This window comes from Bradyrhizobium sp. LeoB3, from assembly GCF_055456055.1.
Genome location: NZ_JBVBEF010000004.1, coordinates 1 through 18,666 on the forward strand (window position 1 = coordinate 1; position 18,666 = coordinate 18,666).

At 57.2% G+C, this 18,666-nt stretch carries 21 protein-coding genes and 2 pseudogenes; 7 read left to right on the top strand and 16 right to left on the bottom strand.

Annotated elements, in window-relative coordinates:
* Positions 1–322: 322 nt before the first annotated feature.
* Positions 323–709, bottom strand: a complete 387-nt coding sequence (locus tag ACZXDY_RS05515; RefSeq protein WP_464344789.1) for a winged helix-turn-helix transcriptional regulator — start codon at positions 707–709, stop codon at positions 323–325.
* Between the two features lie 103 nt (positions 710–812).
* Here ACZXDY_RS05515 and ACZXDY_RS05520 point away from each other — a divergent pair, with 103 nt between their 5' ends.
* Positions 813–1,835, top strand: coding sequence for a zinc-binding alcohol dehydrogenase family protein (locus ACZXDY_RS05520; RefSeq protein WP_464344896.1), 1,023 nt, complete (start codon positions 813–815; stop codon positions 1,833–1,835).
* A gap of 210 nt (positions 1,836–2,045) precedes the next feature.
* Here the strand turns inward: ACZXDY_RS05520 and ACZXDY_RS05525 are convergent, their stop codons facing one another.
* From ACZXDY_RS05525 to ACZXDY_RS05575, 11 genes are all read right to left on the bottom strand, one after another.
* Complete coding sequence (locus ACZXDY_RS05525) at positions 2,046–2,459, bottom strand: GFA family protein (protein ID WP_456641298.1); 414 nt, start codon at positions 2,457–2,459, stop codon at positions 2,046–2,048.
* A 104-nt stretch (positions 2,460–2,563) separates the two neighbouring features.
* Complete coding sequence (locus ACZXDY_RS05530) at positions 2,564–3,028, bottom strand: SRPBCC family protein (protein ID WP_464344790.1); 465 nt, start codon at positions 3,026–3,028, stop codon at positions 2,564–2,566.
* Positions 3,025–3,354 (bottom strand): ArsR/SmtB family transcription factor, encoded by a 330-nt coding sequence (locus tag ACZXDY_RS05535; protein ID WP_464344791.1) that lies wholly within the window; start codon positions 3,352–3,354, stop codon positions 3,025–3,027. Before ACZXDY_RS05535 ends, ACZXDY_RS05530 begins: the two co-directional genes overlap by 4 nt.
* A 38-nt stretch (positions 3,355–3,392) precedes the next feature.
* Complete coding sequence (locus ACZXDY_RS05540; protein WP_464344792.1) at positions 3,393–3,674, bottom strand: aldehyde dehydrogenase family protein; 282 nt, start codon at positions 3,672–3,674, stop codon at positions 3,393–3,395.
* 87 nt (positions 3,675–3,761) lie between these two features.
* Positions 3,762–4,862, bottom strand: coding sequence for a sigma-70 family RNA polymerase sigma factor (locus ACZXDY_RS05545; RefSeq protein WP_464344793.1), 1,101 nt, complete (start codon positions 4,860–4,862; stop codon positions 3,762–3,764).
* A gap of 81 nt (positions 4,863–4,943) precedes the next feature.
* The gene (locus ACZXDY_RS05550) at positions 4,944–5,693 is read right to left on the bottom strand and encodes an SDR family NAD(P)-dependent oxidoreductase (RefSeq protein ID WP_464344794.1); all 750 of its coding nucleotides are present in this window, start codon (positions 5,691–5,693) and stop codon (positions 4,944–4,946) included.
* Positions 5,694–5,910: 217 nt separating this feature from the next.
* Entirely contained in the window at positions 5,911–6,195 is a 285-nt protein-coding gene (locus ACZXDY_RS05555; RefSeq protein ID WP_464344795.1) for a hypothetical protein, read from the bottom strand.
* A complete protein-coding gene (locus tag ACZXDY_RS05560; RefSeq protein WP_464344796.1) occupies positions 6,150–6,713 on the bottom strand; it encodes an SDR family oxidoreductase in 564 nt (187 codons plus the stop codon). The genes ACZXDY_RS05555 and ACZXDY_RS05560 overlap by 46 nt, the downstream gene beginning before the upstream one ends.
* 143 nt (positions 6,714–6,856) lie before the next feature.
* Entirely contained in the window at positions 6,857–7,648 is a 792-nt protein-coding gene (locus ACZXDY_RS05565; protein ID WP_464344797.1) for an SDR family NAD(P)-dependent oxidoreductase, read from the bottom strand.
* 363 nt (positions 7,649–8,011) lie between these two features.
* On the bottom strand, positions 8,012–8,479 hold the full coding sequence (locus tag ACZXDY_RS05570) for a zinc-binding dehydrogenase (RefSeq protein WP_464344798.1): 468 nt from the start codon (positions 8,477–8,479) through the stop codon (positions 8,012–8,014).
* 53 nt (positions 8,480–8,532) lie between these two features.
* Positions 8,533–8,922, bottom strand: a complete 390-nt coding sequence (locus tag ACZXDY_RS05575) for an alcohol dehydrogenase catalytic domain-containing protein (RefSeq protein WP_464344897.1) — start codon at positions 8,920–8,922, stop codon at positions 8,533–8,535.
* Positions 8,923–9,128: 206 nt separating this feature from the next.
* On the opposite strand from ACZXDY_RS05575, the gene ACZXDY_RS05580 reads away from it, so the two are divergent.
* From ACZXDY_RS05580 to ACZXDY_RS05590, 3 genes and pseudogenes are all read left to right on the top strand, one after another.
* Positions 9,129–10,016 (top strand): LysR family transcriptional regulator, encoded by an 888-nt coding sequence (locus ACZXDY_RS05580; RefSeq protein ID WP_464344799.1) that lies wholly within the window; start codon positions 9,129–9,131, stop codon positions 10,014–10,016.
* A gap of 39 nt (positions 10,017–10,055) precedes the next feature.
* Positions 10,056–10,466, top strand: coding sequence for a LysR family transcriptional regulator (locus ACZXDY_RS05585; protein WP_464344800.1), 411 nt, complete (start codon positions 10,056–10,058; stop codon positions 10,464–10,466).
* Between the two features lie 15 nt (positions 10,467–10,481).
* Positions 10,482–10,988: pseudogene (locus ACZXDY_RS05590) on the top strand (LysR substrate-binding domain-containing protein); the annotation flags it as partial.
* A 318-nt stretch (positions 10,989–11,306) separates the two neighbouring features.
* Here ACZXDY_RS05590 and ACZXDY_RS05595 read toward each other — a convergent pair.
* Both ACZXDY_RS05595 and ACZXDY_RS05600 read right to left on the bottom strand, forming a co-directional pair.
* Positions 11,307–12,185, bottom strand: a complete 879-nt coding sequence (locus ACZXDY_RS05595; RefSeq protein ID WP_464344801.1) for an MBL fold metallo-hydrolase — start codon at positions 12,183–12,185, stop codon at positions 11,307–11,309.
* 236 nt (positions 12,186–12,421) lie between these two features.
* Entirely contained in the window at positions 12,422–13,078 is a 657-nt protein-coding gene (locus tag ACZXDY_RS05600; protein WP_464344802.1) for a helix-turn-helix transcriptional regulator, read from the bottom strand.
* Between the two features lie 271 nt (positions 13,079–13,349).
* On the opposite strand from ACZXDY_RS05600, the gene ACZXDY_RS05605 reads away from it, so the two are divergent.
* Positions 13,350–14,240 (top strand): NAD(P)H-binding protein, encoded by an 891-nt coding sequence (locus ACZXDY_RS05605; protein WP_464344803.1) that lies wholly within the window; start codon positions 13,350–13,352, stop codon positions 14,238–14,240.
* A 49-nt stretch (positions 14,241–14,289) separates the two neighbouring features.
* On the opposite strand, the gene ACZXDY_RS05610 is transcribed toward ACZXDY_RS05605, so the two are convergent.
* Positions 14,290–15,090, bottom strand: coding sequence for an NAD(P)H-dependent oxidoreductase (locus ACZXDY_RS05610; protein ID WP_464344804.1), 801 nt, complete (start codon positions 15,088–15,090; stop codon positions 14,290–14,292).
* A gap of 101 nt (positions 15,091–15,191) precedes the next feature.
* Here ACZXDY_RS05610 and ACZXDY_RS05615 point away from each other — a divergent pair, with 101 nt between their 5' ends.
* Positions 15,192–16,160, top strand: coding sequence for a LysR family transcriptional regulator (locus tag ACZXDY_RS05615; RefSeq protein WP_464344805.1), 969 nt, complete (start codon positions 15,192–15,194; stop codon positions 16,158–16,160).
* A gap of 103 nt (positions 16,161–16,263) precedes the next feature.
* Here ACZXDY_RS05615 and ACZXDY_RS05620 read toward each other — a convergent pair whose 3' ends face one another.
* Positions 16,264–17,253 carry a zinc-dependent alcohol dehydrogenase family protein gene (locus ACZXDY_RS05620; RefSeq protein WP_464344806.1) on the bottom strand — a complete coding sequence of 330 codons (990 nt, stop codon included), beginning with the start codon at positions 17,251–17,253 and terminating at the stop codon, positions 16,264–16,266.
* Positions 17,254–17,355: 102 nt separating this feature from the next.
* On the opposite strand from ACZXDY_RS05620, the pseudogene ACZXDY_RS05625 reads away from it, so the two are divergent.
* A pseudogene (locus ACZXDY_RS05625) lies at positions 17,356–18,256 on the top strand (LysR family transcriptional regulator).
* Positions 18,257–18,666 lie beyond the last annotated feature (410 nt).

Genomic DNA, 18,666 nt, shown 5'->3' on the forward strand with positions numbered 1-18,666 from the left:
GGTGATCTTCGCAATCACCGGACTTACCATGACCGCTCCAGCCTCTCAGGCTTTTGCAGAACCTTCCGCACACTACCTCCGAATCCCGGACAGGCAACCACCGCCACCGACATTCGATCATGACGCGATTTGAGGCGTGATTTCGCCCGGAGCGTATCGTCGCGGGTGGAAGAAGCCGGGCGGATGACCCGCTGATCTCGCGCGCGCCAGTTCTGCGATGACCTCAAAGCAAATCCCGCTAGCGCTGATTCGTGTGGTAAGTGACTGATTGACGCAATCCATGCTCAAAGATTGACCCACGCTCGGGACCTATGCCCTGCATCTACTTCGAGCGAGCTTTGCTCGAGCAAAGTAGCGGCGCGCGGGCTTGTTTCGCGCGCTGCCGGGTCAGTCTTTCTTGTCCCCATTTCGAGAGCATTTCGACGAGGGGCCTCAGGCTTTCGCCTTCCTCAGTCAAGCGATACTCTACTCGTGGAGGGACCTCGGCATAGACGGTCCGTAGAACCAGCCCGACCTCCTCGAGCTCACGAAGCTGCTTGGTCAGGAGCCGCTGCGTAATGCCGGGCAGGCGACGATGAAGCGCGTTGAACCGCAGGCATCCCGCATCAAGCAGATGGAAGAGCATGACGCCTTTCCAGCGCCCGTCGATGAGATCGAGGGTCACCTCCACCGGGCACCCCGGCACGTCTGAATAGTGCTTGATCTTCATACCGATAGTTCCTTTTCGGAAACCTAGTACGCCAAATGACCGTACTAGCAAAGACGAGCTACGTAACGATTTCTCCGACAGATCAGCGTCGAGGGAAAATTACATGCAAGCTATCACTTACCGTCCAGGCGCCGCCCTGTCCGATCCTCAGTGCTTCACGATCGCCGACAAGAAGGATCCTGTCCCGGGTCCTCGTGACCTCCTGGTCTCAGTACGCGGCGTCTCCGTCAACCCTGTCGACACCAAGATCCGTCTCGGTCAGGTCTTGATGGGCGATGCCGCCGATATCCTTGGTTGGGACGTTGCTGGTATCGTCGTCGATGTCGGAAGCGAGGTCACAATTTTTCGCCCTGGCGACGAGGTCTTCTATTCCGGCAGTCTGAGCCGGCCCGGCGGTAATGCCGAGCTCCACGCCGTCGACGAACGCCTCGTCGGCCGCAAGCCGGCGCGGCTCAGCTTTGCGCAGGCGGCGGCTCTGCCCCTCACGTCGCTCACGGCGTGGGAATTGCTGTTTCACCGTCTTGGCGTTGGCTTGGGAAAGCAACACGATGCGGGCGGATTGCTGATCATTGGTGGCGCCGGTGGCGTCGGCTCGATGCTGATCCAACTCGCACGGCGCCTCTCCGGACTAACCGTGATCGCCACCGCCTCACGTCCCGAGAGCCGTGACTGGTGCCTCTCGCTTGGCGCCCACTACGTGATCGATCACTCACAGTCGATGACAGACGAGCTCGCTAGAATTAACGCGCCGGACATCACCTACATCGCCGCCCTCAATCAGACGGAGCTGCACTGGACTGCGATCACCAAGATCATTGCACCGGGGGGCAAGATCGGCGTGATCACCAATCACGCATCCCTCGACGCCGCGCCACTGCGGCCCAAGAGCGCATCGTTGCATTGGGAGGATGTGGTGACGCGGCAGCATTTCGGTGGCGCCGACATGATTGCCCACCATAAGATCCTTGATGAAATCTCCTCGCTCGCCGAAGCCGGCGTCCTGCGCTCGACGGCAACGACGGAGCTCGGCCCGCTCACGCCCACCTCACTTCGGGAGGCACACGCGCTGGTTGAGAGCGGCCGCATGCTGGGAAAGGTTGTTCTCGACCGATTTTGCGCCCGATGAGCCACAGGGCTAGGCAGAGGTCAGAAATTTCTTCGTCAGCAATGAGAAGCATCGAAGGACCAGTACAGGCCGATCTGGTAGTCGATCTCGTCTAACTTCACAGTTTCTGCCTTGCTTCGTCATTCAGGGAGCGTTTCTCCTCATCAGTCAATGGACCGACGCCCAGTATTCGAACGGCTCCCCTGGGATCATAGGCAGGCACCCCATGTGTCACGCTGGGGGCATTTTTTCGAATTTCGGAAGAGCTGAATCGAGATGGTCCCAAGCATAGCCAGCTGCCGTCCATGTGACCTGTTGCGGCCTATACCGACTAGGATCATCAAGACTCCCGGCGCGCACAACTACGTAATCCGGTATGTCGCGAAACGTCGCGTAGACCGGTGATCCGCAGGTGGGGCAGAAGGCGCGTATTTTGACGGTGCCACTATCACCGACCAACTCCCAATGCGTCGCTTCTCCTTGGATGCTCGTAGCCGAGCGCGGAAAGATCAGGTGCGATAAGTGCCCCGTGCCGCTTTCACGCTGGCATTGACGACACTGGCAATCGGTCATCATTACGGGTTCGGCGAACATTTTGTAGCGGATCGCGCCGCAGGCGCACCCACCGGTATAGGGCTCGTTCATGTCTTCTCACCTTCATAGGATGGCCGTTAGCGCAAACAAAATTTAAGCAGCATCAAACCTCCTCATCCGTTCTGGGTGCGCGAGGACGATTGCCTTCTGCGCACTCAAGCCTGCTCGTCGGCAGTGCTGCCGATGTTCTTGAGAACTTTTTTCCAGCCTTCGCCCATGTTCTTGTAAGCCGTATCATTCCTTGGCAGGACGAAGCCGGAATGGACAAGTCGAAGGCGCGTTCCGTTCTCGACCCTCGAAAGCGTCCATGTGACCACTGTATTCAGCAGTGAGCCGTATCCGACATTCCCCTCGTGCCCGCCCTTCCAAGCATAGGTGAGGCGTTCGTTGCGCTTCACCTCCAGCACCTGACAATGAATGGTACCATCCCAGGCACCGGCCGGTTTTGTCTGGAATGTAAAATGCTTGCCCTCTACCGGCTCGAATCCCGTCGGCGCCATTATCCAGCGGCTCATCAGCTCGCCATTTGTCAGCGTCTTCCAGATTGTCTCAGGCGCATGCGGGAAAACCTGGTCGACCACAATCTCATGCGTGTCGGGTTTCAACTCGGCGCCAGTCATGGATCAATCTCCTTCAGGAGGGTACGAAGATTGGCAAACCGATTGCGCCAGAAGACGCCGTAATGGCTCATCCAATCGAAAAGTGGGGCGAGGCCTTCCGGTTGGGCGCGATAATAGACCTTTCGACCCTCGGGTCGTTCGGCGACCAGACCAGCCTGCTTCAAGGCTTTCAGATGTTGGGAGACGGCGCCTTGCGTTACCCCGCTCTCCCGCGTCAGTTCGACTACGCTAATCTCACCGGTGCTGATCACCCGCTCGAACACGGCTCGCCGGGTTGGATCAGCAAGGGCGCGCATCACGGTATCGATGGGGGTGGCAACTTGCATAAAGAAATCATTAGCGAAGACTGATTCATTAGTCAATGCTAATTAATGGCACCGATGCGCTTCAGACTGCGCGCCGCCCTCTCGTAGACTTTCGCACCTGTCGCATCCGAGCCGGTAAACGTGATACTGGCGACGCCTGGATGCGCGATCAATTCGCTGCCGATCTCAGGCCCAAAACCTGTAACCACGTTGAAGATGCCGTCGGGTATACCGGCCTCCTTCGTCAGCGCAGCGAACAGGTTTGTCTCGCGAGCGACGCCGGCGAAGTGCCTCAGCGCATCGCCGCGCCAGTGCGGGCGCGAGCCGTTGGAACGGTTCATCCAATATAACACGTAGCGTGCCGAGGATCAGCGCTCGTCCAAGCGCCACCTTCTTGCTCTGACCGCCCGGCTGATCTCGTCGGCCGCCTAATACGGGTTCTGGTCTCGATTCGGAAAATCATCGGTCACGATGGGGATGATGTGAGGAAGATCGAAGACCGAAAACAAACTTTGCGCTAGGGGCTTTGCAAAGAGCGTCAATGTGGAAATGGCGCCGTTCTCGACCGTAAGAACATGGATCGAATGTGCGGTCCAAAGCGTTTCACTGCTGGCACGAGAGTATGCTGCGAACGCGGGCTGATTGTTAGCGCCCGTTGGAACTAGGCGAAAGCTCTCGTAAGCTCTCCATGCCCATTCGAAGAAATTACCGATAGCCGTGCGACCGGCGTACCATTGTGCTTTCGGCGGCATCGTGTAAGTCGCGTCCTCTTTAAGCAGAGCCACAAGACCGTCGACGTCGAGCCGCTCCCAGGCGCGCAAGTAACGACTTAGAAGTTCTTGCTCAAACGGATTTGGCGAGCGCGACGCTGCTGGGCGACCATCGGGGTAGCGCTTAGAAAGCGTCTCGCGCGCCCGCTGCAAGATACTGTTGATCGAAGCTGTTGAGCCTCCAAGGAGAGTAGCAGCCTCATTCGCAGACCAACCCAGCACGTCACACAACAGAAGCGCAGCTCGCTGACGGGGAGGCAAGCCCTGTATTACGGCAACGAAGGCGAGTTGGACAGCTTCCCGCGATAGATATCGCGCCTCGGGATTTGCCGTCTCATCAATGCCCTCAAGGAACGAGTCCGGATACGGTTCTAGCCACGGCACGTCCGTAACCGACGTACCGTCCGGCATGCGCATGCCCGCCGCAGGCAGCAATTCGTTAGGGAGGAGGCGCGGAGCATTCTTTCGAGCTGCGAGAGTATTCAGGCATACGTTCGTTGCAATTTGATACAGCCACGCCCGGAAAGATCCTCGCCCCTCAAATCGATCAAAGCCGCGCCAAGCCCGCAAGAGTGTATCCTGGACTGCGTCCTCGGCTTCGTGGACGGACCCAAGCATCCGATAGCAATGCAATTTAAGCTCACGGCGAAAGGGCCCAACGCGCCGTCCAAACGCATCGTTGGGGCGATTCGAATCTCCTCTTGAGTTTGGTCCTTCAGCTGCTGTCATTTCAGCTCGATATTTGCATTCGGACAACATCCTTCAAGTCCTGACAACCGGAATACACTTTTCGAAGACTGTGCCTGCGCAATGAAAAGCTGATATCGAGCGCCAGCCGGGTCATTGAGGCACTGCTTCGAGCCCCCGGCCTGACACGATGAATGTATTTCCCTCGATAGGCCCAGGATTTGCGGCTAACTCGATAAATGCGGTCGCCACGTGCGATGACGTCGGCGGAGAGGCCATACTCCGCACGAAGTCCGCGGGCGATATGCCGAGATAGCGAGAATAACCAGCGATCGCATGCCTTCCTAAGTCCGTATCCGGCATGATGCGCGGCGCTAACGATATGAACCGCAACTCAAGCCCGAGACGGTCCGATTCCTTCTGTGCATAGTTTGCGATAAACATCTGCGTTCGCTTGGCGCCAGCGTATCCTCCCGAGTTTGGGGATCCTGCGAGAGCAGCGCCGCTCGACACCAGAATGATCTTGGTCCCTAAGGGCAACGGGCGCAATATCGCTGCTTTACAGAAGTTAAAAGCTATCCGGACATCAGCCTCCCAATTTCTCCCGAACTCCTGCCAGCTCTGCTCATGGACTGGGGCGGCGGGCGGGAAAGCCCCGGCGCAAATGGCAAGGACGCTCGGCTGGCGGACGTCGAATATTTTGCGGGGCGCATCCTCGTCCGTTGCGTCGAGCGACATGATCTGGACGTCAGACAGTTCTTGTTGCAACTGCTTGAGGGGCTCCTCCTGCCGAGCAACAGCAAGCACGCGCGCGCCGTTGCCGTGAGCTGCCTCCACGATACGGCGCCCCACGCCTCGGCTACCTCCGATCACCACGACGTCCTTGCCCGTCAATGCATGCATGCTACTCTCCTAGCGTTGGGCGTTTATGTCTGCCTGACGATAAGTAAGACCGGCTCGACGACCGAAATTCATCGGTGACGTCATCTTTTTTCGCAGGTGGGCCTACTGAGTGATACGCATCTCCAAGCCACCACGCCTTTGGGAGCCTTCCAAACAGCTCGCAGGAGAACTTCGGCTCAGGCGCGCTTTAGATTACCCGCCGGCGGCCACGCATGCGTCAAGTGTAAGATAGACGCGTTGGCTTGGAGTCATTAACTCCCGCAGGCACCAGTTTTCTGGAAGCCTTCCAGAGCTGTCCGTTGATAAAATTCGGCGCGAGCCGGCGCATGAATGCGAGTTGCTTCGACTGCCCCGGCCGGATCTCGGGAACGCCTGCTTTGAACCCGTCAAATGATTGTTTCACGAGCTGTTCGGTTGTGATCATGGTGATGCCATCGTCTTCCCGAAGGTCAGCCGTCATCTCGGTCTTGACCGCCGGAGGCATGAGTTCGATGACCTCCACACCAGTCTCCTCCAACTGGAAGCGAAGCGGTGGGTGTACGAGTGGATCGCCGCCTTGGTCGCGCAATATATCGGCAAGCATGGCAGGGGCACGAATGCCAAGGCAGACGACACGTTGATGAGCGTACCTTTGTTAGCCTTTAGCATGTCGATGAAGGCGGAAGTCATCCTGATCACGCCACCCGCGTTGACGTTTAGCTCCACCGTCAAACCAGCAATGTCGGCCGCTGTGCCCTTGAGGTTCTTATAAAGGCTATTACCGGCGTTGTTCATTAGCACGTCAAGCTGCGGGAAATCCTCCTTCACGCGTGCAGCAAGTGCAGCAATCTGAGCTGGATCGGCGACATCGCTCTGGATCGTTTGTAATTTCGGATACTGTAGCTTCACTTGGTCGAGCACGGCCTTGCGCCGACCCGTCACGATAACCTGGTTACCGAGCTCGACGAACTTAAGCGCGAACGCAAGACCAATGCCGGCAGAACCTCCGGTGATGAGGATTGTGCGACCAGTGAGTTTCATGGATACCCCTCAGTAAACTGTGCCCCGATCGGAGGGGCGCGATACGACAAATCGCAGTCGAGAACAGATCAACCATCGTCCACCGACCGCCCGGATTGAGCGGTCGAACGGCACGACCACGCTGGCAGATTCGAAGCAGGACGCTAGTCGTCGAGGGCTCCCAGACTCATGTTAACGATAGTACCAGTCATCGCGCTCGCCTGATCGGAGGCGATGAAAGCAGCCGCGTTTGCCATCTCAGCAAGGGTCGTCAGCCGACGCGTGTGGGTTCTGCTCGCGATCAAATCGTGGAACTGGTCCCAGGAAATTCCCCATGCTTTGGCATGAAGGCCGTAGACTTCTCTAATCGTACCAGAGTCCGGCATGCCGAGCGGTCGAAGACCAACCACTCGAACGCCATCGCGCGCAAGTTCGGCAGAAAAGTTCCGGGTGAGCGCTTCTACGGCGGCCATGGCCGGACCGACCCCGCCCATCATCGGAATGCCGGTTCGCGAGGGGGTTGAGGTGACCGTCATGATCACACCTGATTTTCTTTTAACCATCCAGCGGGCAGCCTGCCGCGCGGTCAAAAGGTACGTTTCCGTGTAAGTCACGATTGGCCGCGAGAACTGGTCCAGCGCGAGATCGACCAGAGGCAGCCCCTGCAAATTGGTATTCGGGATCCCGACGGCATTGAAAGAGATGTCAATACGACCGGCCTCGTCAATGACCGACTGGAGATGACGGCTGATCGCCCCCTCCTTGAGAGCATCAACTTCTGCCGTTTGGACCGCGACGCCATCAAAAGCGATTTCCTTTGCGACGGCTTCAACCGAAGCGCGATTGCGGCCGGTGAGAAATAGCTTGGCTCCTTCGCGTGCAAAAGCGCGCGCGACAGCGCCCCCAACCGCGCCTCCAGCCCCGTAGATCACTGCAACCTTGTCCTTCAGCATCATCTCTGTGTTCCTGCTCGTTCTCTTGTTCGCCCGTGATCCCGAGCGACCTCGTGCGTAAGACCGGAGTGGCAGGCAAAACTCATCGGTGCCGCACGATTATTTTGTGATCCGCTTCATGGGCGAAGGGGCGATGGCGACCAAACAATCGCGAGCGCAGTCTCTCAAGCGGCAGCATCCCCGGTCTGTTTGCCGCCGCTAAGGAACATTCGAAACCTTGATGTTCTCGGTTCTGGTGAAATTTGCTCCGCTCGGAGGAGCGGGGTGGCGAGCAAAATTCATCGGTGATCGAAAGTATTTTTGACGCCATATGACCATTGGCAGCGGTACATATGGCTCCGCCCTGCCAGATTTGGTGGGCGGCGCTCAAAAGGTAAGGACGATTTTTCCGAAATGATCACCTGAATGCAGGCGTTCGAGCGCAGGGACAACATCGTTCCAGTCGAACGTGCTGTCGAGGACGGGCCGCCTCGAACTCGCGGCCATGGCGTTCAGCAGGCTTTCAAGCGACGAACGAGAACCGACCGGAATGCCCTGGACCGCAGCTTGCTTACGAAAGATATCCAGCGGATTGATACTGCCCTGCGCCCCTCCCAGATATCCAATCGCGCTAATTCGTCCCCCGGAACGGACTGCCTTGAGCGATTGGGCAAAGCTGCTAGGTCCGCCAGTTTCGAGAATATGGTCGGCCCCCTGCCCCGCCGTCAACTCAAGGACCTCGTCCGACCAGGCTGGCGTTCCGCGGTAGTTAACTCCCGCAAAAGCACCTAGAGCCTTTGCTCGCTCCAACTTTTTGTCGCTGCTCGACAAAACGATCACCTTCGCACCGACCATCAACTCCACTTGAAGGCCGAATAGTGCGACCCCTCCCGTGCCTTGAACGACAACTACATCTCCCGGCCGGATCTGGCCGAACGAAACGAGCGCCTGCCAAGCGGCGGAGCCGGCACATGGAAAGGCGGCAGCCTCGCCGTCGATAACGCGTCGGGAACCTTCACCAATCGCTGCTCGTCCAGTGTGACTTGTTCTTGCAGCAAGCCATCTCCGGGACCGCCCAAAGACTTCCCCGCCTTCGCGATATCGAAGCCGCCGTCGTTCCATTCGCCCCAGAAAGCCGAGCAGACACGATCTCCCGGCTTGAGGCGCGCGACGTCCTGACCGACCTCGACGACCTCTCCGACGCCGTCCGAGATCGGTATCAATGGCAAATTGTAAGCTGTTGCAAACGTCCCGGAGACGATTTCCAGATCACGATAGTTCAAACTGACGGCGCGCATCCGCAACCGGACCTCGCGTCGGAGAGGCGCGCGATATTCGCGCTCGACTGGAGCCAACCCCTGCAAGCCGTGACGTTGGATGGTAATCGCCTTCATTGATCGCTCCCGGTTCTGCCTGCGCACAAAGCGGCGCCGGCGACTACATTGACCGTGCCCCTTCTGTATGCAAATGCATAATCTGTACGATGATAATGCCGAGAATTTATATGCTCGACGAAATGAGAGCTTTTGTTCTTCTGGCGGACACGGGGTCGGTTAAACGATCCGCCGAACGCCTTCGGCTCACCCAACCGGCCGTAACGCGGCAGATACAGCGGCTCGAGCATTTGCTCCGGACGGATCTTCTGGATCGACGCGTAAAGCCTCCAGCGCTAACTGCCTCAGGGCTAGTGGTTCTAAATCGCGCTCGCGCCGTGCTCGCTTCGATTGACGACCTCAAGCAAACCGTGGCCGCTGACGCCGATCCTTCCGGTCCCTTTCGAGTCGGGGTGTCACATTCGCTTGCCGATGCTGGTCTGGCCGAAATGATGCACCAACTGCGCCTTCGTTATCCGAGGCTCGAGCTGTCATTGGCCAGCGGGTGGACCCCGGAGCTTGTAGATCAAGTCGAAGGCGGCCGTCTCGACGCGGCTATTTTGGTGTTCGCCGGCAACGACCCGGATCTTCCGACTCCCGTTGGACAAGTCGTCGGTAAGGAGGAGATCGTGATCGTCGCTCCAAAAGATCTCCCCTTGCCGAGACATTCGAATCTAAAGCAACTTTCTCAATATCCCTGGGTTCTGCTCCCCGACAAATCATGCGGCGCGCGACGCGCTCTGCAGACTTTGATCGAGCGCGATGGAGGTCGGTTTCGCCTGGCGGCCGAAGTCTACGACGTCGAACTTCAGGTATCGCTGATCCACAAGGGAGCAGGTATAGGCATTCTGCCGCGAGGCAAAATCACCGCAGAATTCAAAGATAAGGTGAAGATTGTTCGCGCCCAACGTGTAAACCTTGGAATGATCGTATCGATCGCGCACTCGCCGTTCGTTTCGAACAAGGGCGCCTGCGTCGAGTTTCTTGGATCTCAGTGCGCTCGGCAATACGGCTCCTAGATTGCCCCTACCAAGCAAGTCTTGACCGCGGAAATATCTATGCAGGAAACCACAATCAATCATGCCCGGCTTGCTGAGATCGACTTGAATCTTTTGGTCGCGCTGGATGCTATCAGCTCTTCCGGTAGCGTTACGAAAGCAGCAGGCAAGCTCCGCATAAACCAGTCATCACTCAGCCATCAACTCGGCCGGTTGCGCGAACTTTTCGGTGACGAGCTTTTTGTCCGAAACGGCGCAGGCATGTCTCCGACACCCCGCGGGGCCGTAATCGCCAAGACTGCATCGGAGATACTGCGCCATATCGATCGAGATCTGCTCAATGCGATCGCCTTCTCTCCTGCCGAGACCAGCCGGGTATTCAAGCTTGGCATTCCGGACTATCTGGAAAGTGTACTTGTCCCGCCCTTGGCAAGATTTTGCCTAGAGGCGGCGCCTCATGCGCGGCTGTAACTTCATTCGCTCGAGCATCAGAAGGCAACGGACATGTTGGATAGAGGTGAAATTGATGTCGCCGTCGGAAATGTTTCGGATGGGGGTCTTTTGCACAAACGCAAGGTCTTGTTCGACGATAACTATGTTTGCCTACACAGCTTGGCCCTCCTCGAAAAAGTCCCGTCAATTACCTTTGAAACCTACTTCGAGCTTCCACACGTAGCAGTCGACTTGAAGGAAAGAGCTTGCAGACTGGTCGACGATACGCTCGAACAGAAGAAACTGAGCCGGAAGATCGTAGTGTCCACTCCGCACGCTCACGCTCTTCCAGAGCTACTCGAATCTCTTGCGGCAGTAGCGACGGTTCCACGGCTATTCGGGAGGAGTGCAGCCAAAGCGCACGGTCTCGCAGTGAGCCCGCTGCCGTTTCAGGTAGCGCCTTTTCAGATTTCTGTGGTGTGGCATGCCTCCAGTCATATGGACCCAGGCATGATCTGGTTTCGGGGAGCAATTGCTGACGTTGCGCGATCTCTGCCGTAAATCCCCCGAGCAAACGTCGCCTGATCTGCGCGGACTGATTTCTCATCCCGGTGTACCAGAAAAGGTAGCTGCTTTGCCGCACACTCCATTCTCAGAATGCGAGTGGAATCACGTTCTATCGTTCACTTTGAAGACCCCGCAGCAGCGTCGTCAACAAGCTGGCGTACAAAGCGGCCCCGCAACGACCTGCTCGATCCCGACAACTGCTAGTCCGTCGAGACGTGTCCGGGACCGCCAACTCTGGACTCCAACGCTAAGCACCGACTACAGGTCGCGCGAAGAATGCAGAGGATATACCGGCACCGAAGCGCGGCTCAGTTAGATCAAGCTCGGGCTCCACGGTTCATCGAAGATGGCGTAGGACTCGCCCAATGCTCGCACACGGGCAAAGCCGGGGAAATTCAGGTGCATGCCAGCAATAAGAGGATTCTCGGCGGCCGCCATAGCCAATACCGCACGGCGCGTCGTCGAGGCGGCGGCGGAGTCCACATCGAAGGCTATCGTTACTGCCGGCTTTTGAACCTGTATATTGGGGTAATGAACGATGTCACCCCAAATGAGAAGGGTCTCCGCCCCTGAACTTATTCTGTAACCGCTGTGTCCCGGCGTGTGGCCAGGTAGATGCACGAGATCGATACCGGGTATCACATCACCCGCAGTGACGGTCCGCCGCCGATTTCCGTAAGCGGCAAAGACACTTCTGGCGAGATGGAAAAATGGCTGCGCAGCCTCCGGCGCACGGCTCAAATTGCCATCATCACTCCAGAATTTGTATTCCTCCTCGTGGAGGACGAGCTCTGCATTGGAAAATTGGACGGCCGACGGCGCCGCCCCAACCAGGCCTCCGACGTGATCCGGATGCGCGTGCGTAAGAAACACGTGATCAATTTGACGCGGATCAATGTTGGCAGCAGCGAGCGCAACCTGGAGCCGCCCACCCCAACCGTTGATACCGCCGGCCCCTCCGTCTATGAGAATCGTCCTGCCGCCGCCTTCGATGATGTAAGCCGAAACCGTCATTGCAGATGAGCGCGGACGCCCTGCCGCCAGTATCATTTCTTCAGCTTCGGTCGGCTTGATCCCGGTCAGCAGTTCGAACGGCACATCAATGATACCATCCACAACCGCGGTTACGGTGTAATCGCCAATTTGCCTTCTGTTCAGGCCGGGCGCCTGGACTTGCGCGACTTTTGTCAAGGAACTTCCTCACGAGAGCTTGGGAGCTGGTGTCGAGGAGTTAGTGACAGTTGAGCCGCGCAAACTCAAATCGGCAAAATCAATTCAGAAAATTGAATTGCTGCATATAGGCTCCGATCCCGCAAACACATCGATCTGTCTACAAAGCCTGGGAAAGGCTTGCTTATCGATCACGGCCGATCAAATTGAATTGGAGGCTCGCGGGCTCGACAATCGGGCGCGGAGCAAAGTCGAAACTATCGATTGATAGCCGTTCGACGTAGGTCCCCTGGACTACAACCAAGCTCTCGACGCATCCATCGCGCCATATGTGACTGGTGGGCAAAGCCGACCTCCAACGCGACCTCGCTTGGGCCCAACTTTCCCTGCAGCAGAAGGAAACGCGCTCGTTCCACCCTCCTCCGCAATACGTAGCGATGAACCGTCAATCCCATGGCGACCTTGAACCATGTTCGCAGATGCGAATTACTGACGCCCGCCTCCCGGCTCAATATTTCGAGCGTAAGGGGCTGATCCAGTTTCTCATCGATATAGGTCAACACTCGCTTGAGCTGAATTGGCGAGAGACGAGCCTGCGGGTCGAGCGGCTCGTCACGCAGCCCGAGCAATTGAATTGCTAGCGCGATCCCGATGCTCTCGGCATATAGGAGATCGCTTACTGATTTCACTGAAAGATCGTGCTCGATAGATCGAGCCAGATTAAAGATCCGATCGTGACGAAGCATATGGCGTTTTTCAAATCCGTTTGCGGTTGTGGTTCGCCCGATCTCGGCCCTTACACGGTCCAGCACCACCGGAGCGAGACGGATTTCAAGGGACTGATAAGCCGTTTCTGCGTCGAAGCCTCCGGTGTCTCCAGAGGGAATGAGATCGATGTCGCCGATTTCCCGCAAAGCGGCAAATCCAGTCTCTCGACAAAAAGTGCGGGTGACACGGCTTAGGTGTACGACAATTCTGTGGGCATCAATAGGGGGGGAGTACGCAGGCGCCTGGTTCAACAAGCCTTAACGTGGCCTCGAGGGGCAGCGCCGAACCGATCTGAAAATGCATTTGGCAATCTCGAACTTTGGCGGAACGTACTCAAGATTTGGCCAATTGTGCTCGACTTTCAACTGCTCGAAATCCAAAAAGCTAATACTCCGAACAGCAAATGAAGATCGGCACATGAGTTACTATGTCGTGGTGGGAGCAGGCCCAGTCGGACGCGAAACGGCTCGCCTTCTGGCAGAAGAGGGACATAGCGTAGTCCTGACGAGCAGAAATCCTGGCATGATCGAAGCGCGAGCGGTACGCACCATTTCGGCAGATGCGACCAACGCCGTTCAGCTGGCTGAGATCAGCAAGGGCGCTGAAGCGATCTTCATGTGCGCCATGGCGGCCTATGACAGATGGCCGACTGACTTCTTTCCAATCATGGACGGCACGGTCAAGGCCGCTGAGGAGACTGGCGCCAAGATCGTCGTGCTCGGCAACCTATATGGATACGGCGAAAGTGCCACAAGCCCACTTTCGCCATTGGCGCCGCTCAATCCGACCAGCAGAAAAGGCACAGTGAGGGGCATTATGTGGGAGCGTGCGGCCAGATCGAAGGTTCCCGCGATCGAAGTCCGTGCAAGCGATTACCTGGGCAACGGAGCTATTACCTATTTTTCGCTACTTGCCCTTCCCTCCCTTCTGAAGCAGGAGACGGTTTCATTTCCAGGTAATCTGGATGCTATCCACGCTTGGTCATTCACCAAAGACACGGCAAAGACACTTGTGTCCGCGGCGCACTATACAGGAGAGTGGAATCGTGCGTTTCACGTTCCAAGCCAGCATGTGTCAGTCCGCGAACTCACCGAAAAATTCGCCGCAGCTCTCGAGTTTGAGACGCCTAAATTACGTGAGCTCACAACGGAGGAATTGCAGGCCATCGGTTTCCACGAAGCCGTGGAGATGCGCTACTTGTTTGATAACCCACTTGTCGTCGACGCAAGCGACACCGAGCAACTTCTCGGCGTCACAGCAAGCAGCCTCGAAATAATGATCCAAGAAACACTGCTGGATCACAAGTGATGGAATTGTCGGCTGGCTTGATCTTCTTGCGCGCCGCAGACCCCGGTCGTCAAAACGGGGCTGCTTTAGATTTGCTCACGTGCAGCGAGAAGCCGGACGCGCCAGCACCTTCTAGCCCAGGCTTCAGCTTCATGCTGGGGATGAAATAGTCGCCACCATTCTGCTTTCTATAGGCTATCGGCGCAGTTGTTTCGATAGCACGCATCCTGTCCCGGAGCTGCGTCGCGACTGCTTCGAAATCGGCCTCGCTGAAGCGATCAACCCGGTAGGCAACGAAGGGCGGCAGGACTTCATACCCTGGATAAAATAGAACCCCGTGATTGATCGGGAACAGCAAATCATCAATTGGACCGTTCACTCCTCGATCCGAATAGTGCTCCTCCCAACCGCCGGCTGTTACGATCAACATCGCTCGCTTACCCGCGAGATTTCCCTCTCCGAAGCGGTCGCCCCATCGCTTGTCGCTATGTTCCCCGACGCCGTAGGCAAAGCCATTCGCGTAGACGCGATCGACCCAACCCTTAAGGATCGCGGGCATGCCGTACCACCAGAGTGGAAATTGCAGGATCAGCATGTCTGCCCAGACAAGGTTATCGATCTCGCGCTTGACATCCGATGTGAGCGCGTCGCCGTGGAAGGCATCGCTTGATGCCGCGCCCGCAACGAGACGCTTTTCGACCGGCCAGTTCGGAAAGTCTGCACGATCGACTTCAGACTTCCACTCCTGGGCGTAAAGATCAGACACCCGAACTTCGTGACCTTGCCCAATCAGCTCCTGTACTGCAACGTCCCGGAGGGACGCGCTGAGCGACTTCGGTTCAGGATGGGCAAAAACCAGCACCACTTTCATAGATCGAACTCCGAGGCATTAACAGCGAATCTTCGTCCGACAGAGAACACCGGTTTTAGCTATATTTGAAATCGGGTAATTGCTCGGCTACTATTCATGTCATGGATAGCAAGCGGCTTGATCTCAACCTTCTGGTTACCCTCGAAGCGCTTCTAATCGAACAGAACGTGACGAGGGCTGCCGCCAGGCTGCACCTGAGTCAGCCTGCGGTCAGCGCTCAACTTAACCGCCTCAGGAAGGTATTTGACGACCCCTTGCTGATCCCGGCACAGCGCGGGATGACACCGACCGTCAAGGCGCTCGAATTGCTTGAACCCGTGCGCCAAGCGCTCGACCAGGTTCGATCCACCGTTTCACGCCACAGAAACTTCGATCCCGCCAGAGCTGAGATGACCATCACGGTCACTTGTACAGACTACTTGCAATATGCTTTGGTCGAGCCGCTCGTCCTCGAATTAAGGAAAACGGCGCCCCGGGTGCGGATCGCTATCCGCAACCTCGATCTTCCGCAACTGGAAGTGCAGATGGCGCGGGGCGATGTCGATCTCGCTCTGATGACTCCGACAGACGCGCCCGCCAACCTCCGCACCAGACACTTATTCCATGACCGATACATACTTATTGGACGGAAAGATCACCCTCGCCTTTCGAACCGACTATCGATCAAGCAGTTCACGGAACTCGAGCACGTAATTGTATCCCTTCGCCGGGGAGACTTTGTTACTCCCGTGGATATCTCGTTAGCAGCCTTGGGACTTCGACGTAACGTCGTACTGTCCGCGGCATCCTTTCTGTTTGTCCCGGACATTGTGGCACGTTCCGATTTCGTTGCTTTGGTGCCGGAACGCTTGGTGTACGAACGGACCGAGATGTTGCGATTGATTGAAAGTCCATTTCCTGTCGAGGGATTCTCGGTCGGCATGGTCTGGCACGAACGCACCCATGGGCATAGCGGTCACCGCTGGATCCGCGAGGCGATCGTCTCGTTAGCCAACGCGCGGCTTGCCGAGCATGCTACCACTTCAAATCTCACCCGCAGGCATGATCGACGCACAAAGCCTTCAAAGTAAGCTCGCTCGCCTGCTTCGATCCACCACGGCTCGCAAATTTGCGATTGCCAGTCGAGTTGGCACGAAATGCCGGATGGCGACCCGCAGTCTAATCAGTGCTTGCTCAAACCGTCACGACGACCTTGCCCAATTGATCATTTGACTCCAGAAAGCGATGCGCTTCGACGATCTGATCAAACGGAAAGGTCTTGGCGATCACCGGCTTTAGCGAGCTTGAGACGAGGCCGTCTAGGACGAACTTCTTTGCCGCCTCCAATCGCGCCTTATTGCCGGTGATCTCATGGACGAGGTAGCCGCGGAGCGTGAGCATTTTGCCCAGCACGGCAGGCAATGGAAACGGGGTCGGCTCGGCACTGAGTCCGCCGTACTCGAGGAGGATACCTCCCCGCGACATTGCTGCGGTTAGAGGATTCAATATCGGCCCTCCGACGGCATCGAGAACAACGCGTACCCCTCCGGGGCCAGCGATATCCTTCAGTCTCTGCTCCAGATCCTCGTCTTCTGAAGCAATCACCTCCGATGCGCCCAACTCGAGCAGAGCTGGCTTCTTTCGAGAAGTCCTCGTGATAGCTATTGTATTCGCCCCAACGGTCTTCGCGACCTGGATCGCGGCAATTCCAACGCTACTCGAAGCGGCCGTAATGACGAGATGATCGCTCTTGGTCAGCTTGGCCACTTCGATAAGGGCACCATAGGCAGTTAGGTACTGCATCCACACGGCGGCCGCCGAGGCGAAGCCGAGCGAGGCCGGGTGCTTGACTACGATATCCGCGGGAAACGTCGCGACCTCGCTGTAAGTGGGCCAGCGAACCATTGAAATTGGAGGGATGATACTAACCGCGTCACCGACCACGAAGCCGTCTACGCCTTCTCCGAGCCGTTCGACGATACCAGCCGCTTCTAGCCCAAGGCTGGACGGTAATGTTGCCGCTTCAATGTATGCTCCCTTGCGCAGGTTCGCTTCAGCCCGGTTAAGGCCCAGTGCTTTAACGCGAATTTGGACCTCACCCCGACCTGGCGGCTGAACATCGACGTTCTCGATGCGAAGAACCTCAGGACCCCCATGCTCGTGGAATCGAATAACGCGCGCCATTCTAGCGTACCCCAAGATTGTTGAGTCAACTGAGACTTGCCAGCAGACCCAGCGCAAATAAATAGGATGCTGGGCAAAACAGTAGAAACTGAGAGTTTCGAAATGGACCGTCTTGCTAGCATGGCCGCGTTTGTAAAAGCCGTTGAGTTAGGAACGTTCGCGGCTGCAGCAGCTGCGCTTGACCTATCTGGGCCGATGGTCGGCAAACACGTCCGATTTCTCGAAGAACGTCTGGGTGTACGCCTCATCAACCGGACTACACGCCGCCAGAGCCTGACCGAATTCGGGCGCGCCTACTATGAACGCTGCCGGACGATTCTGGCCGAAGCAGAGGCTGCGGACGCACTGGCGGCGGATCAGCTATCCCAACCCTGTGGAAAGCTACGTGTCACTATGCCCGTGCTATTTGGCCGACGGTGCGTGACTCCAATTCTACTGACGCTTGCGCAGAAGTATCCCGCTCTGGAGCTTGACATATCCTTCAGCGACCGCCTCGTCGACCTCGCCGAAGATGGTTATGATCTTGCCATCCGTGACCGGCGACTTAGACAACAAAGCCGGGATGATTGCCCGGCGTATCGCGCGCCAGCGCATGATCGTCTGCGCATCGCCGTCCTATCTTGAGATGAACGGTCCGCCGCAGCAGATCGAGGATCTCGGCAAGCACAATGCCATCATCTATCGTCGGTCAGGCCGCATTCGCCCGTGGATCTTGCCGAGGAAGCACGGAGCCCCGGTGGAGATTACTCCCGTTAATCGGTTGAGACTGGATGACCTCGACGCGATAGCCGATGCAGCGGTCAGCGGTATGGGCTTGGCCTGGCTTCCCTACTGGCTGATCCGCGAACGCATTCGGGCAGGCACGCTAGTCCCACTATTGGTGGATCAGCCTTCATTTCCTTACGACTGCCATGCTCTGTGGCTACAAACGCCACACCTACCCCTCAAGGTACGTCTCGCAGTGGATGCATTGGCGGCCGCTTTGCCCAAGCGTATGATGTGACACGAACACGCGCCTTGAGACACTGACAGAGGCCTCAAACTGATTCAATGTCGAGGGTGGTCAGGTACTACGCTTGCTGTATGTTAACGTTCACGTGCCGCGGCTGTGTCACTACATAGAGGACGGCATTGGCGACATCTGCGGCTTCGAGTTGCTCCATGTCGCCGAGCCGGCGCTGAGCGCTGTCGCGCACATCCTCGCAATGAGTCCGGCATTCACAGCGCCCAGCTCGATGCTGGTGACGCGGATGAGATCCTCTTCGTATCCATGGATGCCCCAATCGAAGCCTCTATCACGCGCTCCGCCGCTAGTTTGGGAGGGAGCTCGCCAGTGTCGGTCGGACTTCGTGATCTTGGGTGGGCTATAGCAACATCATAACCCCGAAGCCTTCGACGGGTTGCTGGCTGAAA

What these genes read in the sequence shown, in the direction of transcription:
- ACZXDY_RS05515 (WP_464344789.1), bottom strand. Translation starts at nt 709, where the DNA reads ATGAAGATCAAGCACTATTCAGACGTGCCGGGGTGCCCGGTGGAGGTG.
- ACZXDY_RS05520 (WP_464344896.1), top strand. Translation starts at nt 813, where the DNA reads ATGCAAGCTATCACTTACCGTCCAGGCGCCGCCCTGTCCGATCCTCAG.
- ACZXDY_RS05525 (WP_456641298.1), bottom strand. Translation starts at nt 2,459, where the DNA reads ATGAACGAGCCCTATACCGGTGGGTGCGCCTGCGGCGCGATCCGCTAC.
- ACZXDY_RS05530 (WP_464344790.1), bottom strand. Translation starts at nt 3,028, where the DNA reads ATGACTGGCGCCGAGTTGAAACCCGACACGCATGAGATTGTGGTCGAC.
- ACZXDY_RS05535 (WP_464344791.1), bottom strand. Translation starts at nt 3,354, where the DNA reads ATGCAAGTTGCCACCCCCATCGATACCGTGATGCGCGCCCTTGCTGAT.
- ACZXDY_RS05540 (WP_464344792.1), bottom strand. Translation starts at nt 3,674, where the DNA reads ATGAACCGTTCCAACGGCTCGCGCCCGCACTGGCGCGGCGATGCGCTG.
- ACZXDY_RS05545 (WP_464344793.1), bottom strand. Translation starts at nt 4,862, where the DNA reads ATGTTGTCCGAATGCAAATATCGAGCTGAAATGACAGCAGCTGAAGGA.
- ACZXDY_RS05550 (WP_464344794.1), bottom strand. Translation starts at nt 5,693, where the DNA reads ATGCATGCATTGACGGGCAAGGACGTCGTGGTGATCGGAGGTAGCCGA.
- ACZXDY_RS05560 (WP_464344796.1), bottom strand. Translation starts at nt 6,713, where the DNA reads ATGAAACTCACTGGTCGCACAATCCTCATCACCGGAGGTTCTGCCGGC.
- ACZXDY_RS05565 (WP_464344797.1), bottom strand. Translation starts at nt 7,648, where the DNA reads ATGATGCTGAAGGACAAGGTTGCAGTGATCTACGGGGCTGGAGGCGCG.
- ACZXDY_RS05570 (WP_464344798.1), bottom strand. Translation starts at nt 8,479, where the DNA reads ATGGTCGGTGCGAAGGTGATCGTTTTGTCGAGCAGCGACAAAAAGTTG.
- ACZXDY_RS05575 (WP_464344897.1), bottom strand. Translation starts at nt 8,922, where the DNA reads ATGCGCGCCGTCAGTTTGAACTATCGTGATCTGGAAATCGTCTCCGGG.
- ACZXDY_RS05580 (WP_464344799.1), top strand. Translation starts at nt 9,129, where the DNA reads ATGCTCGACGAAATGAGAGCTTTTGTTCTTCTGGCGGACACGGGGTCG.
- ACZXDY_RS05585 (WP_464344800.1), top strand. Translation starts at nt 10,056, where the DNA reads ATGCAGGAAACCACAATCAATCATGCCCGGCTTGCTGAGATCGACTTG.
- ACZXDY_RS05605 (WP_464344803.1), top strand. Translation starts at nt 13,350, where the DNA reads ATGAGTTACTATGTCGTGGTGGGAGCAGGCCCAGTCGGACGCGAAACG.
- ACZXDY_RS05610 (WP_464344804.1), bottom strand. Translation starts at nt 15,090, where the DNA reads ATGAAAGTGGTGCTGGTTTTTGCCCATCCTGAACCGAAGTCGCTCAGC.
- ACZXDY_RS05615 (WP_464344805.1), top strand. Translation starts at nt 15,192, where the DNA reads ATGGATAGCAAGCGGCTTGATCTCAACCTTCTGGTTACCCTCGAAGCG.
- ACZXDY_RS05620 (WP_464344806.1), bottom strand. Translation starts at nt 17,253, where the DNA reads ATGGCGCGCGTTATTCGATTCCACGAGCATGGGGGTCCTGAGGTTCTT.